A 16,348-nucleotide genomic window follows, 5' to 3' on the forward strand; every position below is an offset into this window, starting at 1 on the left:
AGCGACAGTTTTCCAGGAGGACAGGATGAATTTTCTGGTGGTTGGCGGTGCAGGCTACATCGGCTCGCACATGGTTAAACAGCTGCTGCGCGCCGGTCACGATGTAGTGGTCGCCGACAATTTTTCCACGGGCTACCGCAGCGCCTTGACGGGCGGGAAGCTGGTCGAACTGGACATCGCCGACGCGCAAGCCCTGGATGCCTTGTTTGCCACTCAGCACTTTGATGCGGTGTTCCACTTTGCCTCATTCATACAGGTCGGCGAATCCGTTACCGAGCCGGCCAAGTACTACCAGAACAATCTGGCCGCCACCCTGACGCTGCTACAAGCCATGGTTCGCGCCGACATCAAGCACTTCATTTTCTCCTCGACGGCCGCTGTCTATGGCGATCCGGTGTATGTCCCCATCGACGAAGAACATCCCAAGGCGGCGATCAATCCATATGGTCGCAGCAAGTGGATGGTGGAACAGATGCTTGAAGATTTCGATCGCGCCTACGGACTGAAATCCGTCTGCCTGCGTTACTTCAACGCTGCCGGAGCAGACCCGGAAGGACAGTTGGGTGAACGCCATGAACCGGAAACCCATCTGCTGCCACTGATCCTGCAAGCGGCCTCCGGTCGGCGCGCGAGCATCACCGTCTACGGCCGCGATTACGACACGCCCGACGGCACGTGTATTCGCGACTACGTCCACGTTGTCGATCTGGTGACCGCTCATGCACTGGCCGTGGATTATCTGTTGGCCGGTGGTGCAAGCACGGCGTTCAACCTCGGCAATGGCCAGGGTTTTTCAGTGCAGGAAGTGATCGAGACCGCACGCCGGGTGACCGGTCAGCCTATCTCTGTGTGTGACGCGCCGCGCCGTGCGGGTGATCCCCCACGCCTTGTGGCCGACCCTGAACGGGCGTACTCGTTACTGGGCTGGCGACCACAATTTGCCTCACTCGAACAGATCGTGAAGCACGCCTGGAGTTGGGAAAAGAAACACCCTTGGCATTGAAGTCGGCGCTAGCAATAGCACCGACAACCTGAGGAAGCTGCTCTAGTAGTAGGTGCGGTTTTGGGGTTCGGCCTTGTTCAGCACCGTGCCAATCAAATTGGTCGCGCCAAGCAGATACAGGCTTTCCTCGATCTCTTTCTTGCTGTTCAAGCCGTTGGCGACTACGAGCAGGACACAGTCGAACTTGGGCAGGACGTTGATCGCATCATCGGAGCTCAACAAGGGCGGCAAGTCGGCAATCACGATGCGCGAGCTGTAGCGGTCGCGCAGGTCGGCAATCAAATGACTGACCTTGGGCGATGACAACACCTCGGTGGAGAGCGGAATTGGCTTACGCGTCGGCAGGACCACAAAGCGCGGCAAGGTCGGATTGACCAGTACCTCTTGCAGTTCAGCTTCATCTGTAAGGTATTCGTTGAGTGATTTGTCCATCGGCAGCCCCAGATACGCGCCCACCTTTGGCCGACGCAAGTCGAAGTCGACCAGCAACGCCGTCTTGGTAGTGTGATGCGCGATACTCATTGCCAGGTTGATCGCCAACACCGTCTTGCCCGCCTCCGGCGTCGGCGAGGTGATGGCAAGCGTGCGCCAGCCATTTTCTTCCATGGCCTTCAGAACTTGCGTGCGCAGCAGATCGAAGGCGCCGCCCATGTTCGAATTCTTGTTGTACGCCACAATGCGGTTGCGCTCGAGATGGTCCGGACGCAACGGTACAACCTTGGTTTGCACATAACTGAGCGCATTCAGACCTGACTTCGCGGTGGGTGTCATGGCTTTTGACGAGGTCTGTGGCTCGTTGTTTTCGGTATCAGGCTTGATTGTTTCCATGGCTGTATTCCTTATGCGAACCGGCCCAGCGCTTTGAACGCCAGAAGATCCAGAGGCATGTAGAGGAAGTGCACGAGCACCAGAAGGAGCACGAATAGCACGACTCCACAGAGGATCAACCGCGTTCGCAACTTCCTGCGGCGCGCCAGTTCGGCCTTTGTGTGAATGTAAGGAATGGAAACCAGTACGCGTCTGCCAAGCACACTGGCCAGGGCTTCAGCACCGCGCACACGCGAACTCATCATTTCGAGAAGCATTACCAGTGCGCCAGCGCCGACCGGGGCAAGCACGAAGCCCATGGCAACCACCTTTTTACGGTTCGGCCGTACCGGCTTTTCAGGCATCATCGGCGATTCCAGGAGAACAAAACGCTCCGCTTTGTTTTCCTGTTCCAGGCTTTCGGAAATCCTCGCACTCATCTCCTTGGCGCGCATCTCCTCATACTTCTTTTTGGCGTTTTCATGGTCGCGCATCAAAGTGATCAGGCCGCGCTCGACTTGTGGTGTTTCAATAATCTGCGCTTCGTATTCGGCTATTTTCCTGAGCGTCTGCTGCTTCTGATCGGCCAGTGACTTGATACGTGCCTCGGTCGCGGCGATCTGCGCCTGGGCCTTCGCTACATCCATGTTGACAGGGACTGCCGCACTTCCCGCCACCGCCTTGTTCGCCTTAAGTGCCGCAATCTTGCGCTTCACTGCACGCACATCGGGGTGGGCTTCGGTATACAGCGTCTGCAAACGGGCGTACTCCGCCTTAAGGCTGCCCAGATCCTGCGGCTTGTCAGCGGCTGCACCCACCACGCCAGGCTTGGTCGCTATGCCAGCATTGGCAGCGACAAGCTCCAACTCGTTGAAGCGCAATTCCTCACGAGCAGCCTTGTAGTCACGGTCAACCTCCTTGAGCTCGGTTTCGGCGCGCGTCAACATGTTCATGCGCAACTCCTGATGCTCGGGCAGCGCGTCACTGTGCTTCTGCTTGTAGTCCGCCACGAGATTATCCTGGGCATTCAGGGCAGCCTCGAGCTTGTCTGCCTCCTGCTTTGCGAACTCTGTGTTTTCATTGGCGCGCTCGGTGCGCTGTCTGATGTTTTCATTCAGGAACAGCGTCACCAGCTCGTTGGCTACTTTGTTGGCAATCTCTGGCTGGCGGTGCTCAAAGGAAAGACGAAATGCAATCGTCACTTCCCCGCGCCCCTTGATCGCAGCGCTGACCAGGGTGACTGCAATCGCATTGCGCATCTCCTCGATCTTATCGGAAACGCTCAACTGCCGGCCTTGCGCAGCGAACAAATCGTATTTATCGATGATCGCTGCCAGATTCTCACGGGTCATCACACGCTGGCGAATGACTTCGATGCGCTCATCGGCATAGGTGCTGTTGTTCACCGCGACCAGGTCAGGTGAGACCTGCTGAGACTCGATGAGAATCGTGCCGGAGGACTCGAAAGTAGGCGGGAGAGAGATTGCGACCGCCACGCACACGCCGAGAATGACCATGGCACTCACGATCAACAGCAGCGCATGGTGCTTGACGATAGCAATGTAGTCGTTGACCGACATTTCGTATTCAGAGGCCATATTTCTCACACAAGAGAATTTCAGAGACCGGGATAACTATAAGTCAGTGTAAGCCCGACTATGTTTGCAGTTGCATCCGGCAAGTCATCTTGCTGGCGTTGTTTGTATGTGTAGGATAGGCGCGCAATCCAAAAAGGCGAGAGTTCCTGACTAAACCAGGCACCGTAATTTCGCAGGGTATTTGGCGTCTGGCCTTTCGTGTCTTGCCAGGAGCCTTCAAAACCGGTGCGCCGGGTCTCATCGATGGCATAACTCCAAGTACCCCTCACGCTGTCGACCTCGACAAACCCACCGTCCCCGCTGGCGAGAGTGGTACGACCGGCGTCGATGCCCGTATCCACACGTTCACCGGTGTAGTTCAGGGTAAAACCGCCCTGAGCACTCGGACCACCGTCAGAGCCGGAGACTTCATTGGCGCCCACGTATACCGAACCCCTGAGCCGCTCGGATAATTGGTAGTTCATGCCAATATCGGGGGTGTAGCTGTTCGAGGAAGCCAGTGTAGATCCTTCTTCGGGCTCATAACGCTTCACGCCCAAACGCGTGAATAGCTCCACACGCTCGCTCCATGCATAGGTATAGCTCAAGCGGTTCGACAACTCGTCATAGTCAGTCAGCGTATCGATGTCGTAAGTGACATGGTTGTAGTCAATCTCGTTAAGCAGAGCACTGCGCTCACTCAGGGCTATCCGCCAGTTGGCGCCCAGCGATGCCAGCTTTTGGGTGGCATCAGGGGCAACTACGCCGGTTTCCAGGACCGTCGAGGAAAGCGTGGAGCTTTCTTCATACCTTGCCGTGAGCCCAAAAGCGCCTGTTTCGGTCTCGCGCTGCCACCCCAATCTCAGTCGTGGATCTTCACGATCCGAGACGATTGATGTATCAGACGAGCGCACGACGTACACGCCGAGACCGAACCTGAATTCATCCGGTCCAGAAGTACCCACGAGGCTGTAATCAGGAGCGATGATGGTACGGGTCACACCCTTCTCGCCGTTGCCAATTAGCGTAGGGTTGCTGTCGTACTCGACCGTCGAAGGCACCGCAATAGCCGATTGCCAACTGGCAGCGTAGGCCATACCGGAGCACGGCAGAATGAAAATTGCCGTCGCAATCCCGGTGGTTCGCAGCGTAAACACTATATTCCCCAATGTATTGCGCACAGGCTAAGGCACCACCAGCGTATCGCCGGCCTTGAGTAGAAAATTGGTGGACATGTCATCCCCGGACATCAACTGGCTGTAGTCGACGCGAAGGATCTGTTGGGTGGTGCCAGTGAGTCGCACGACCTTGATGTCATCCGTGTCGGCGAATTTGTCCAGCCCGCCCGCCTGGCTCAACACCTGTAGCACTGTAGTTTTACCTGACAGATGGACACTGCCGGGCTTCAGCACTTTGCCTTGCACGTACACGAGATTGCCATCGGTGCCCGTGACAACCACGCTCACCTGCGGATCAGGTATGAACTTTACAAGCTTGGCGGCAATTTTCTCTTCGACTTCGGTGGTATCGAGACCCGCCACATCGACCTGCCCTGCCAGCGGGAAAGTGATACTTCCATTAGGAAGAACGATCACGTCTCGCAGGAGCTTCTCTTCGCCCCAGACAGAAACATTGAGCTTATCGCCCGGACTCAACCGGTAAGCTGCATCACCTTCCGCGGCACTCGAAACGCCAGGCCAAACAACCAGCGCGCAGACTACAGGTAGCAAGATACGTAACATCGGGATCCCTCCGCTTAAACAGCCTTGAAATGAGTTTCACATAAAAGCCGAGGCAAATCACGCCCGCTCGCTTTCATTTCAATGGAAGGTTCAAAGAGCAATTTCCCGAGCTTGCGGGCTGCCCATTTTGGTCTACCGGGCGTCTCGGTGGCCCGTTGTGTAGTCTCTGATGCGGGAAGATTTTTAGTTAACAACAACTTAATGTTAAACATACCGCCCCCGATGTCTGTCCGCCAAATTAATAGCACTTCCTTATTCAGCGACACTCGCCTAACAGGTTTTTGCTATACGTGTTAGCGCATGCAAAAACAACAACATTCCTTACACCTTCCGCCGATTGGCGACCACGATGAATCCTAGCAAAGCCGACGAAAACAGCCAGGCTGCCGCCGATAGCGGAACGGCAATGGGTTGATGAGCATCAGTGTTCGTTACCGCACCCAAGACTTTATTCTGGGCGTCCGGATCAACTACAGAGTTATCAATGGTAACTTCCGCCATTAAACCGTCACAGGCAGAAGTATTGACGGCAGCCACTGCTCCAGAAGCTGATTGAATCAGGTTGCCAAGTTGGGCTGCCGGGGTATTTTGCAAGTAACGTTCGTCGATGGAGGCAGATGAACCCGCACTGCTTCCGACCGTAGAGGGTGCACCGCCCTGATCTTCAGAGGCTTTGCCATGTTGCGACCGAGCTTCTTCGCAAGAACTACCTATGCGACTAATTTCATAGGCCAAACTGCTCGCCTGCGCGCTGGAAAACGCTGCACCCTGCGAGAACATCAAAAACAAGACGTATCTGACGAGACGTGTTGAGCGCATGATGCCGCCTCCCTGCACAGGTTTTTTATTCAGTCATCGAATGATGGTTTTGTGACCCGGCTAATTGAGCCTATAAGCACATCGCCATTACGTCAATGGTCCGTCACCACATTAAATAAAAATAAAAATTCGCAGAGAATGACGTCAAATAAACGACATAAAACGCCTATCCAGACCGCGCGCTCTATCTCCATGAAACGCCTTGGATAGCGACGTCAGCGATCCTGTTTACAGGCCCTAACCGTTTTTTTGCCTCCCCTGGCCAACTGCCGACGACAAAAAACCAGCAACTCTTCCCGCAGCTTTTTACTACTGGCGAACATCGGAAAACAGCGCCCACCACCCTATGGGCAAACAATCCCGGGGCGCTCTATGATTGAATCCTATGACGACCTCGCTGCCGATCCGCCAACCCTGCCCGCCCGGTGCCTGCATCTGCGAGCGTGAACCGCTGCTGGAAACACCGGGCGCGGACCTGCGCATCCTGTTTCTGACCAAAATCGAGGAAAAGCGCCTGATCGAACGGCTGGAAAACCTCCAGAGCCTGAGCGACCTCGAACGACTGCAGCAGCGGATGTACGAGCAACTGGGTATCCGCATGGAAATCGCCCCCGGTTTCAACGAGGTACGCACCATGCGCGGCATCGCCATCTCCATCGGCGAATTGCCGGGGCTGTGCCGCAAAACCCGTCAGGCGATCCCGGCTGCGATTCGCCGCGGGCTCGAGAAACGTCCAGAGATCGCCTACGAACTGCTCAACGCCAACGACCTGTTGCGCGACGCCTGACGGAAAAACGCCCTAAACAATTCCGAATCGACGAAAGAGGATCAGCGGTCGTACGCGAATCTCCGCGCCCTGCTATGCCTTCTCATGGGAGAAAGGGTTTCGAGCCCGTCAGGATGAAACGGGAAACAGGCGTGGCCGTGGTCACGGCGCCAGCACGGCGCGCGAAAAACAACAGGCGCCCATCCGCAACAGGAGGTGGCAAATGTTATTCATGGTCAGTTGGTCGATCTGCTCGGAAAACCGTAATAACGTGATCAAGCGTTTCCTCGAGACCAAAGGAGCACCGCCCCCAGGCGTAAAGATGCTGGGGCGCTGGCATGCCGTGGGTGGTTCGACCGGTTTTGGTATCGCAGAGACCGATGATGTCGTACAGATTCAGAAGTGGGTCCTGCAATGGAATGATCTGATGGAGATGCACGTCCATGCAGCGCTGACAGATGAGCAGGCGGGGCCGCTGCTGGCAGCGGCTGTCGGCAAGCAATAAACGTCGAGGCGGCGAGTACAGCTCGCCGCCCGATGCCTGTGATGTCAGCGTTTTCACCGCTATTACTTCATGCCTACGCGCCGTCGCATCTGGGCGGTGATTGCCTGTTTCGTTTTCTTCAGATCAGCCCAAGGTTCGTTCCCGACTTCGGCCAGACGTTCATGCACATTGTGAACGTTCCATTGATTGCCGCCCTTGAGTTCGGCCACCTCCTCGCGAAAAATCGGCACCGACACCGGCAGCCCTTCGCGTGTGCGCGCGGCGTAAGCACAGATCGTCGTGGCGCCGAGGCCGTTACGCAGGTAGTCGATGAAGATCCGCCCCACCCGGTTCTTCGGACCCGACACCGCGGAAAACCGCTCCGGCAGCAGTTTGGCCATGTGGCTGACGATGGCGTGGCTGAACTCCTTCACTTCATCCCAGCCCAGCTTGCGGGTCAGCGGCACCACGAGGTGAATGCCTTTGCCGCCGCTGGTCTTCAGAAACGCCTTGAGCCCCAGTTCATCCAGCACAGACAGCGTCAGTTGAGTGGCCTCGACCATGCTTTTCCACGGCAGCGACGGGTCCGGGTCGAGGTCGAGAATAAAGCGGTCGGGCTTGTCGAGGTTGTCCGAGGTGGCGTTCCAGGTGTGCAGCTCCACGGTGCTCATCTGCACAGCCCCGATCAGTGCATCGGCGCTGTTGATGATCATGATCGGCTGGCCGGTAAGCTCCTTGTCGAGGGTGGTGATCTCTGGAATGGCCAGTCGCTCGGCGTTTTTCTGGAAAAACAGTTCACCGGCAATGCCGTCCGGCGCACGAACCAACGCCACTGGACGGTCTTTCAGTTCTGGCAGAATCCATTCAGCGACACAGGCGTAATACTCCGCCAGTTGCACTTTGGTGGTGCCGCTGCTGGCATCGATAACCCGGTCCGGGTGCGTGATCCGCACCTTGCCTTCGCCCAGACCGAGCTGCGAAGGTGCCGTCGCGGCTTTTTCCGCGCTGCTCTTTTTACTAGCGGCCGTTTTACTGGCGGCAGGTTTCTCTGAAGTTCTTTTGTTCACCACTTTGGGAAGCTCCTCGGTGATGTCTTCGGCCGGTTTGTCGTCGCGCAGGCCATGGAACACGGCATGGCGCACCGAGCCTTCCTTGGTCATTTCCGCGAAGGCTATTTCAGCCAGCAGAGTCGGTTTGAGCCAGTGCACACCTTTGGCGTCAAAACCGGTGGGTGGATTGACCACCGACGGCTTCCTGGTCTGCAACGGTTTCAGTTGTTCGTAAATGCTTTTAAGCGTCGTCTCGTTGAAGCCGGTGCCGACCTTGCCGGCATAACGCAGCTCTGCGCTGTCCCGGTCATGCAGGCCCAGCAGCAACGCGCCAAACGCATTGCGCGAACCTTTCGGATCGGTGTAGCCGACCACTACAAACTCTTGGCGGTGCTTGCACTTGAGTTTGATCCAGTCGCTGCTGCGTCGCGACACGTAAGGCGAGCCCAGACGTTTGCCAATCAGCCCTTCCATCTGCATCTGGCAGGCGGTGTTGAGCAGGGCGTCGGGTTCTTCGGCGAACGCGTCGGAGAACCGCAATAACGGATCTTCGTTTGGTTTGAGCACCGTCGCCAGCGCGACCCGTCGCTCTTCGACCGGCACCTCGCGCAGGTCTACGCCGTTGAGGTAAGGCATGTCGAAGAGGTAATAAAGAATGTTGCCGCTGCGACCCGAGTCAAAAGCGTTTTGCAGCGCTTGAAAGTCCGGAACACCCTGCTCGTTGGCGACCACCATCTCACCGTCAAGCCAGGCTGATTCCAGTTGCAGCGAGGCCAGCGCCTCAACTTGTTTTGGCAGTTTGTGGGTCCAGTCGTGACCATTGCGAGTGAAGAGTCTGACTTCGCCATGATCGATCCGGGCCATGATCCGGTAACCGTCGAATTTGATCTCGTAGCTCCACTCCCCGCCCGGCGCTTTTTCGACCAGTGTCGCCAGTTCGGGTTTGATCAGGTCCGGCAGTTTCGCTTTGTGCGCACCGGTCAGTTGCGCCGACTGTCGTTTAGCCGCGACTTTGCGCGCCGGTTTCTTGATGGGCTTGGGTTTGTCCGTCGCTTTTGATTTTTTCGCAACGATGGTCCGGTCACTGATCACGCTGTCCGGCTCGGCCGAAACGACGTCGTAATCGCATTCGGGTTTGGCCGCGCTGTCCTGATGCTTGATCAGGAACCACTGTTCCTGCTTGCCCGGCATGTGCGTGCGCACCAGGTTCCACAGGCCGCCGAGCTTCTCGCCTTGCAGTTCGAACTTGAGCTTGCCCTTGGCGTAGGCCTTGGCCGGATCTTCCTGTGGAATCCACACGCCACGGTCCCAGACAATCACATCACCGGCGCCGTAATGCCCTTCGGGAATGCTGCCCTCGAAGGTCGCATAATCAATCGGATGATCCTCGACATGCACCGCCAGGCGCTTGACCTTAGGGTCCAGCGATGGGCCTTTCGGCACCGCCCAACTCTTCAGCGCGCCATCGAGTTCAAGACGAAAGTCATAATGCAGGCGCGAGGCGTCATGCTTCTGGATGCAGAACTGCAAGGCGTGATCTTTCGCGGCTTTCTTGCCCGAAGGTTTGGCGGCCGGTTCAGCGGTCGCCGAAAAGTCGCGCATGCGGTTGTAGTCGTCCAGATTCTTGTTCATGGCTGACTTCACTCACTTCCAGCTGATTCAACACGTCCCCCAAGGCCCGGAGCGATCCGCGTAACGATCAGCGCGACCACTGCAATTCGCTCCACCCGCTGATAGCCGGGCGTCAACAGTTCTTCGCCGAACACGTCGGGATCGATTTCTTCATAGGTCCAGCCGAAGCGCGCCGAATCCAGGTACGGCGCCAGCGCGTCCAGAAACGGATCGCAGCCATCGATCATCGCCACGCCGGTGTACAGCACCAGCGAACCGCCGGGGGTGAGTCGGTTCAGTGCCTGCCCGACAATGCGCACCGACAATTGCGCGCCGAACGCCCCGCCGCCGTGGCGATAGGCACGCTCGGCCGGATCAGCCATGTAGGGCGGGTTGGCGACGATCAAATCGAAGCTGCCATCGACATCCTGCAGCACATCACTGGCCTCGATGCTGACGTTGGCCACTTCGGCAAGCGCAGCGTTGACGGCCGTCAGGCGTAACGCAGCCGGGTTGATGTCGACCGCCAGCACCTCGGCTTCACGGCGTGCGCGAGCAATCACGATGGCACCGACACCCGCGCCGCAGCCGATGTCCACGGCGCGTCTGACCGGCGCGAAGCTCTGTTGCAGATGGGCGTGAATCAACCGGGCAAAACGGTAGGTGTCCGGGCCGAAGAACACCGCGTCAGCCGCCTCCGTGGGGAAACCCGAATGCACGAACAGCAGGTCATCGAGGCTGGACCAGCGTACGTGGCTTTTCAGCCGTCCATTGCTCTCTTCGAGAACGCCCGCCTGTTGCAGCTGACGCTGTTCGTCCGCTGATAGCAGGCCTGGCTCGAACGGCCGCGACCAGCCGAACACCTCGCGAAGGGTTCGGGCGCTTTGCCCGAATGAGCGGTCATTGACCCGCTGATGGGTCAGAGGCGTTGGCGTGATGAAGCGGTAACCATCCGCCTGCAAGCGGCGCCCCAACTGCAGCAAGGCCAGATCCGCGGCACCCAGTTGTTCTTCCTGATTCATGCCGTGCTCCCTAGCGAAGGCTGGATTTGAGTTCAATGAACCGCCGCGTGGCCATCAGGCCGGCAGGATGGGCGTGTCGATGGGCGGACAGCCACGGAATCAACACCTGCATCTGCTCGCTAGCCGGCAATTCTTCCAGGGCGGCTTGCAGGCTCTGGATATCCGGGTCGCTGGCGGGTAACGGCGGTTCGATTGCACCACTGCTGAAGCGGCGAGCCGCTGGCGTTGAACGCTCCGGTGTCCAGTCACCCGAGATCCAGTCGCTCAACAGTTGCTTTTCATAAGGGCTGAACACACCGAACATCGCCGCGCCGTCACCCTCGATCAATTGCCAGAAGCGGCTTTGCTGCGGATCCTGGTGACGTTTGATCCAGCCCTTGGTTTCCAGGGCAGCGAGAAAGCCCGGCAACTGCTCCGGCGAGGACAGCCATTGATTGACGGTCTTGCCTTCGAACCGACAGTAGTCGGAATGCATGTGCTGGCCGAACGGGCGTTTGCGCTCCAGCATGTTCAATACTTCAGCGTAAAGGTCGAATGACTCGATGATCGCGCAACTGCCCTGCCCCAGGTCATTGAGGCGATAACCCAGGGCGACCCTGCGTAAGAAGTCCTCGCGATCACCTTCGATCGGCAACAGTTGCAGCACCGCCTGCACGGCTTTTTGCGCGTGCCCGGTGCTGGCGTTGTCGATGGTCACATGCAGGGTGAAATAATACGGATCGATGCCCAGTTCGCTGAGCTCGTACGCACTGATCAGCAAGTGCAGCGGCAGTTGTTCGTAACCTAGGTTGTAGCCGATCACCTCTGGCAAAAACGCGTCGGCGCATTCGCCCAGTGCCAGTTGAATCGCGCCTTGCAGGTAATGCTCATCGGCGATTACACCGGTGTCCTGCAAACCTAGCTCGGCGAGAAGCTTGCGGTAAATCACCACGTGATTTTGTGCCGGGTTACCGTCGCCCAACTCTTCCAGATAGGTGCAGATCAGCCCCTCGAAACGCGGGTCGCGCCAGTGCTGCAGCAGGCCGTACAACCAGGCACCGTCCACCAGTTTGGTCGGGCTGACGGCTTGCAGGAAGAACAGCGCGTGCGCCTTGTTGCTGAAGTACTGCCGGGCCCCACCTTCCTTGCGGGCACTCAGATAGTCAGCGTATTGGCGCGCCACTTCAGTGCTGTGCTGTTCGACGAAGGTTTGCAACGCCGATACATCCTCCGGCAGCTCTTCAGACAGGTCTGCCGCTCGTTGCAGTTGCGCATCAAGGAAGGTTTTGCCGAGCGCGCGGCGTTGCTCGGCATCGTCGCCCAGCAGCAACTGTTCATAGCATTGTTTCAGGCTGCCGGCAGTCGTAATGGCGTGCTCGTGGGCGGGCCGGGATTCGAGTCGTGTCAGGGCAGTCATGGGCGCATCTCTCGGTCTGTGGCCAGTGGCAGGACGCTGAATCAACGCGTCTCTACATCAGCAGAGCGATTTGCCCGGAGAAAAATTCAATCGGGGTTGAAATTGCCCTGACAAACGGGCCTGCGACGCTGCACCTTGCGTGCGTTCGAGTGAATATACTCAACTGGTGCGGACATCCTCGGGAGACCAATCATGCGAACGGTTCACGTCATCGGGCCCGGAAAAACCCCCAGACCGGTCAATGTCGTGGGTGAGGTGATCACGATTCTCGCCGGCGGCGATTTGAGCAAACCCTTTGAGATGCATATCCAGGAAGGCGTGCAAGGCGGCGGGCCGCCACTGCATTTTCATCCGTGGGACGAGGCGTTTTACGTGATTGACGGGCAGGTGGAAGTGACGGTCGAGGGCACCTCCACCACTGTCTCGGCCGGTGGTTACGTGCATATTCCCGGAGGGTCCATCCATGCCTACAAGAACATCAGCACCACGGCGAAGATGATCGGCGTGGTGTCAGATCCGCGGGGCGGCCAGTTCTTTGCGGCGGTGGACCGGCTCAAGGTGCCGGAGGATTTGCCGCGGATACTGGAGATTGCCAAAGCGCACGAGGTGACGTTTCTGGTGTAATCCATCTGTCAGGCCGCCCCCTCAAGGGGTGTAGGAGCGAGCTTGCTCGCGATGGAGGACAACGATAACGCGGGCTGTCTGGATGAACACGTTGTCTGCACGTTTTTCGCGAGCAAGCTCGCTCCTACAAGGGGTCGCGCGCGCCACACAAAACCAGGCGGGACAGGCCCAGGATTAATCCGCAGTATTTTTTGACGACCCAGCTAAGATTCATGAGTGGTGAACCTTATCCCCCGATTTCCGGTCGATACCTGCAACCCGACCCGGTTTGCCGCCGCCCTCGATCTACGAGGGTGATGACTGGCTTGCTTCACTTTTTGGAGAACGCCCCGTGATTTCGACTCTACACATCGCCAGGCTCAAAGCATGGGGCGCCCATGGTTTTACCGCCACTGGCGTGGTGACAGCCTTCCTTGCCACCCTCGCCCTGCTGGAAAACCAGCCCACCAATTGCCTGCTGTGGCTGGGCGTCGCTCTGATCGTCGACGGGCTGGATGGTGCATTGGCGCGCAAGGTCAATGTCCAGTCGGTGCTGCCGAGTTTCGACGGTTCGATCCTCGATCTGGTGATCGACTACCTGACGTATGTGTTCATCCCGGCGCTGTTCATCTATCGCTATATTCCGTTGCCGGATTACACGCTGCTGCTGAGCGTGTCGCTGATTCTGGTCTCGTCGCTGTTTTGCTTCTGTAACGTCAACATGAAAAGCAAGGACAACTACTTCCAGGGCTTCCCCGCCGCGTGGAACGTGGTTGCGTTGTGCCTGTACATCATCGCCCCGCCGCCGTGGGTCACCCTGCTCACCGTCATCGGCCTCGCGCTGCTGACCGTGACCCGGATGAAGTTCCTGCACCCGTTCCGCGTTCGCAGATTCATGCCGATCAACATTGCCGTGACGGCCATCTGGTTGTTGTGCAGCTTGTCGCTGGTGATCAACCACCCGGTGATCAACCCGATGGTCATGGGGCTTTGGCTGCTGATGTCGGCGTACTTCCTGGGGATTTGCATCTGGCGTACGGCGATGGAGTGGTTTGACGGGTCGCGACATCGGTAAGTCGTCATGCCCGTCCATATCGTGCGACTCGGTTCTCCCCGCCTACCCGATGAAGGCCTGCGCCTAGGCACGGTGCGCCGCCCGCCTCGCGGCGTGCCGAAAGGCGAATTCGCCAGCCGGGATTTCTATGATGTGTGGCAGCCGCTGCTGTCGCCCAGCGCGGAACTGGTTGCAGAGGCAAAAGCGGCGGCCGATGTGAAAGCCTGGGAGGCTTTTCGGCGCAAGTTCAAGGCTGAGATGAATCACCCTGCCGCCAGCCAACTGCTCGATTTGTTGGCAGCGCTGTCTCACCACACCTCGATGGCCGTCGGATGTTATTGCGAGGATGAAGCGCACTGCCATCGCTCCGTCTTGCGCGAACTGCTGGAGGCACGCGGCGCCAACGTTATATAGGTGGCGCTAATACCAAAAATCCCCCTGCGGGAGGTTTGTCATGTCTGAGCAACCACGTTTCATGCTGGTCGCCTCGCCCCTGATGGAACACAGCCCCGCCTTCGACCGGGCCGCGGCGTTGGCCAGGGCCGAAGACGCGGCGCTGCACATTGTGGCGTTCGATTATCTGGAAGGCCTGGCCACCGCCAGCCTGGTCAACGAAAAGGCCCTGGAGCAAATGCGCCTGGGCTATGTCGATCGACACCGGCAATGGCTTGAGGAGCAGGCCCGGCCTTTGCGCAAGATCGGGGTGCAGGTCACCACCGAAGTGGCGTGGGTCGAACGTCCGCTGGAGGAAATCCTGATTCACCTGAAAGAGCAGCCGATGGACGTGCTGATCAAGGCGCTGGAGCCGCATTCGATGCTTTCAAGACTGATGTTTACCCCGCTCGACGTGCATTTGCTGCGTGAATGCCCGGTGCCGCTGCATTTCGTCAGCCATGCCGTGCATGCCCTGCCCCGCAGGATTGTCGCGGCGGTCGACCCGTTTCATCGGGATGATCAGTACAAAAGCTTCAACGACCGGATCCTTCACGAAGCGTCGAAACTGGCGAGCGCCTGCAATGCCCAGCTGGATGTGGTCTACGCCTACGACCTGTCATCCATCAGCGCCGACGAATTCGGCTTCGACAATGGTTCTGCGTTTTTCTCTTCGGCCAAGGCCAGAACCCTGTTCGACTACCAGGAGGAAGCCTTCCACGAGCTGGGCGAACGCAACGGCATCGCGCCGCAACAGCGGCACATGATCATGGGCAACCCGGCCAAAGTCCTGACCCGTTACGCCGATGCCTTTGACGTCGACGTGATTGTCATGGGCCGGATCGGCCATCGCGGCCTGGGGCGGCTGATCGGCAGCACGGTGGAGCATTTGCTGTACAAAATGCCCTGCAGCGTGTGGGTGGTGTACACCGAGCGGCTGGATGAGTAACGAGGTCAGTCAATCACGCACGAAACCTGTGGGAGCGAGCTTGCTCGCGATGGCGGACATTGAGTCAACATCAATGTTGAATGTAAGGCCCTCATCGCGAGCAAGCTCGCTCCCACAGGTTTTTGTGTGGGCAGTTCAGCGCCTTGTGATCACCACTTCAAGGTATTCACTCGGCACCACCAGTGACGTATCTCCCGCCCGGTTCATGCTGTTTATCAGCGCGGTCAGGTCGTCTTCAAAGGCTTTGCCACCTTCCGGAGGCAGCGCCGCGAACGCCTTGTGGACCGGGCCGTACCAGGTGCGGAACGTGTCGATGAAATGCGCCGCCGAACGGTAACGAAAGTTGAAAAACCGCCGGGTGACCTGGAGCAGAAAATTCCGCTCATCGAAGTGCGAGTGTAACCAGGCCTCAGTGCCCCAGTTCGACGGCGGTTGTGCGCCCGGCGGTGGCGGCAGGTGGCGGCCCAGGGTTTTGAACATCTGGCCGACGAAGCCTTCGGGCGTCCAGTTGGCCAGGCCGATCCGACCACCGGGCCGACAGACCCGCGCCAGTTCCGCAGCCGCTTTAGCCTGGTCCGGCGTGAACATCACACCGAACGTCGACAGCACGGCGTCGAAACTGGCGTCCTCGAAGGGCAGCGCTTCGGCGTCGGCTACTTGGAAGGTCACCTCCAGTCGTTCAGCGCGGGCCCGATCTTCGCCGCGCTCAAGCAACGCGGCCACATAGTCGGTTGAGGTGACGTGAGCGCCACGCCGTGCGGCCGCCAGCGTCGCATTGCCGTTACCGGCGGCAACATCCAGCACACGCTCATCGCAGAGCAGGTCGCAGGCTTCGGCGAGCTGTTCGCCGACAATCTGTAAGGTGGTGCCGATCACGGCGTAGTCGCCACTGGCCCAGGAGGCCATCTGACGGTTTTTCAAGGCAGTAAGATCAATGGGAGTACTCATTAATTCCGCTCCGTTACGGGTTGGAACATCCTCGGCTTGTTCTTCCGTGGTGGGATCGATGATGGTCGTGACCCGGGAAATGCTGT

At 58.3% G+C, this 16,348-nt stretch carries 16 protein-coding genes; 7 read left to right on the top strand and 9 right to left on the bottom strand.

The features are described from left to right. The first annotated feature begins 25 nt into the window (after positions 1-25). The gene (galE, locus tag ACYZT9_RS16320; protein WP_462006456.1) at positions 26-1,003 is read left to right on the top strand and encodes a UDP-glucose 4-epimerase GalE; all 978 of its coding nucleotides are present in this window, start codon (positions 26-28) and stop codon (positions 1,001-1,003) included. 42 nt (positions 1,004-1,045) lie between these two features. Here galE and ACYZT9_RS16325 read toward each other — a convergent pair whose 3' ends face one another. From ACYZT9_RS16325 to ACYZT9_RS16345, 5 genes are all read right to left on the bottom strand, one after another. Beyond that, positions 1,046-1,774, bottom strand: coding sequence for a CpsD/CapB family tyrosine-protein kinase (locus ACYZT9_RS16325; protein ID WP_462010241.1), 729 nt, complete (start codon positions 1,772-1,774; stop codon positions 1,046-1,048). A gap of 68 nt (positions 1,775-1,842) precedes the next feature. Beyond that, positions 1,843-3,408 (bottom strand): GumC family protein, encoded by a 1,566-nt coding sequence (locus ACYZT9_RS16330; RefSeq protein ID WP_462006457.1) that lies wholly within the window; start codon positions 3,406-3,408, stop codon positions 1,843-1,845. Positions 3,409-3,428: 20 nt separating this feature from the next. Further along, positions 3,429-4,484 (bottom strand): hypothetical protein, encoded by a 1,056-nt coding sequence (locus tag ACYZT9_RS16335; RefSeq protein WP_462006458.1) that lies wholly within the window; start codon positions 4,482-4,484, stop codon positions 3,429-3,431. An 87-nt stretch (positions 4,485-4,571) separates the two neighbouring features. Beyond that, positions 4,572-5,129, bottom strand: a complete 558-nt coding sequence (locus ACYZT9_RS16340; protein WP_462006460.1) for a polysaccharide biosynthesis/export family protein — start codon at positions 5,127-5,129, stop codon at positions 4,572-4,574. Between the two features lie 321 nt (positions 5,130-5,450). Next, positions 5,451-5,948 carry a hypothetical protein gene (locus tag ACYZT9_RS16345; RefSeq protein WP_462006461.1) on the bottom strand — a complete coding sequence of 166 codons (498 nt, stop codon included), beginning with the start codon at positions 5,946-5,948 and terminating at the stop codon, positions 5,451-5,453. Positions 5,949-6,333: 385 nt separating this feature from the next. On the opposite strand from ACYZT9_RS16345, the gene ACYZT9_RS16350 reads away from it, so the two are divergent. Then, positions 6,334-6,735, top strand: a complete 402-nt coding sequence (locus tag ACYZT9_RS16350; RefSeq protein ID WP_462006462.1) for a hypothetical protein — start codon at positions 6,334-6,336, stop codon at positions 6,733-6,735. Positions 6,736-6,937: 202 nt separating this feature from the next. Beyond that, on the top strand, positions 6,938-7,219 hold the full coding sequence (locus tag ACYZT9_RS16355; protein WP_462006463.1) for a DUF3303 domain-containing protein: 282 nt from the start codon (positions 6,938-6,940) through the stop codon (positions 7,217-7,219). Positions 7,220-7,281: 62 nt separating this feature from the next. Here ACYZT9_RS16355 and ligD read toward each other — a convergent pair whose 3' ends face one another. Genes ligD through ACYZT9_RS16370 form a run of 3 tightly spaced genes read right to left on the bottom strand, consistent with a single transcriptional unit; the run spans position 7,282 to position 12,276 of the window. Further along, complete coding sequence (gene ligD, locus ACYZT9_RS16360; protein ID WP_462006464.1) at positions 7,282-9,879, bottom strand: DNA ligase D; 2,598 nt, start codon at positions 9,877-9,879, stop codon at positions 7,282-7,284. An 8-nt stretch (positions 9,880-9,887) separates the two neighbouring features. Then, positions 9,888-10,880: a methyltransferase gene (locus tag ACYZT9_RS16365; protein ID WP_462006465.1), complete on the bottom strand. Its 993-nt coding sequence runs from the start codon at positions 10,878-10,880 to the stop codon at positions 9,888-9,890. A gap of 10 nt (positions 10,881-10,890) precedes the next feature. Next, positions 10,891-12,276, bottom strand: coding sequence for an iron-containing redox enzyme family protein (locus tag ACYZT9_RS16370; protein WP_462006466.1), 1,386 nt, complete (start codon positions 12,274-12,276; stop codon positions 10,891-10,893). A 192-nt stretch (positions 12,277-12,468) separates the two neighbouring features. Here ACYZT9_RS16370 and ACYZT9_RS16375 point away from each other — a divergent pair, with 192 nt between their 5' ends. The 4 genes from ACYZT9_RS16375 (at position 12,469) to ACYZT9_RS16390 (ending at position 15,314) form a co-directional block, all read left to right on the top strand. After that, positions 12,469-12,900, top strand: coding sequence for a cupin domain-containing protein (locus ACYZT9_RS16375; RefSeq protein ID WP_462006467.1), 432 nt, complete (start codon positions 12,469-12,471; stop codon positions 12,898-12,900). Between the two features lie 331 nt (positions 12,901-13,231). Continuing rightward, positions 13,232-13,954, top strand: a complete 723-nt coding sequence (gene pcsA / locus ACYZT9_RS16380) for a phosphatidylcholine synthase (protein ID WP_462006468.1) — start codon at positions 13,232-13,234, stop codon at positions 13,952-13,954. Between the two features lie 6 nt (positions 13,955-13,960). Further along, the gene (locus ACYZT9_RS16385) at positions 13,961-14,347 is read left to right on the top strand and encodes a DUF488 domain-containing protein (protein ID WP_462006469.1); all 387 of its coding nucleotides are present in this window, start codon (positions 13,961-13,963) and stop codon (positions 14,345-14,347) included. A gap of 40 nt (positions 14,348-14,387) precedes the next feature. After that, on the top strand, positions 14,388-15,314 hold the full coding sequence (locus ACYZT9_RS16390) for a universal stress protein (protein WP_462006471.1): 927 nt from the start codon (positions 14,388-14,390) through the stop codon (positions 15,312-15,314). A 135-nt stretch (positions 15,315-15,449) separates the two neighbouring features. Here ACYZT9_RS16390 and ACYZT9_RS16395 read toward each other — a convergent pair whose 3' ends face one another. Next, a complete protein-coding gene (locus ACYZT9_RS16395) occupies positions 15,450-16,262 on the bottom strand; it encodes a class I SAM-dependent methyltransferase (protein ID WP_462006472.1) in 813 nt (270 codons plus the stop codon). Positions 16,263-16,348: the final 86 nt, after the last annotated feature.

The sequence above is a fragment of the Pseudomonas sp. ZT5P21 genome, assembly GCF_054897785.1.

Coding starts and splice junctions, on each gene's coding strand:
- galE (WP_462006456.1), top strand. CDS start 26: ATGAATTTTCTGGTGGTTGGCGGTGCAGGCTACATCGGCTCGCACATG.
- ACYZT9_RS16325 (WP_462010241.1), bottom strand. CDS start 1,774: ATGACACCCACCGCGAAGTCAGGTCTGAATGCGCTCAGTTATGTGCAA.
- ACYZT9_RS16330 (WP_462006457.1), bottom strand. CDS start 3,408: ATGGCCTCTGAATACGAAATGTCGGTCAACGACTACATTGCTATCGTC.
- ACYZT9_RS16335 (WP_462006458.1), bottom strand. CDS start 4,484: ATGGCCTACGCTGCCAGTTGGCAATCGGCTATTGCGGTGCCTTCGACG.
- ACYZT9_RS16340 (WP_462006460.1), bottom strand. CDS start 5,129: ATGTTACGTATCTTGCTACCTGTAGTCTGCGCGCTGGTTGTTTGGCCT.
- ACYZT9_RS16345 (WP_462006461.1), bottom strand. CDS start 5,948: ATGCGCTCAACACGTCTCGTCAGATACGTCTTGTTTTTGATGTTCTCG.
- ACYZT9_RS16350 (WP_462006462.1), top strand. CDS start 6,334: ATGACGACCTCGCTGCCGATCCGCCAACCCTGCCCGCCCGGTGCCTGC.
- ACYZT9_RS16355 (WP_462006463.1), top strand. CDS start 6,938: ATGTTATTCATGGTCAGTTGGTCGATCTGCTCGGAAAACCGTAATAAC.
- ligD (WP_462006464.1), bottom strand. CDS start 9,879: ATGAACAAGAATCTGGACGACTACAACCGCATGCGCGACTTTTCGGCG.
- ACYZT9_RS16365 (WP_462006465.1), bottom strand. CDS start 10,880: ATGAATCAGGAAGAACAACTGGGTGCCGCGGATCTGGCCTTGCTGCAG.
- ACYZT9_RS16370 (WP_462006466.1), bottom strand. CDS start 12,276: ATGACTGCCCTGACACGACTCGAATCCCGGCCCGCCCACGAGCACGCC.
- ACYZT9_RS16375 (WP_462006467.1), top strand. CDS start 12,469: ATGCGAACGGTTCACGTCATCGGGCCCGGAAAAACCCCCAGACCGGTC.
- ACYZT9_RS16385 (WP_462006469.1), top strand. CDS start 13,961: ATGCCCGTCCATATCGTGCGACTCGGTTCTCCCCGCCTACCCGATGAA.
- ACYZT9_RS16390 (WP_462006471.1), top strand. CDS start 14,388: ATGTCTGAGCAACCACGTTTCATGCTGGTCGCCTCGCCCCTGATGGAA.
- ACYZT9_RS16395 (WP_462006472.1), bottom strand. CDS start 16,262: ATGAGTACTCCCATTGATCTTACTGCCTTGAAAAACCGTCAGATGGCC.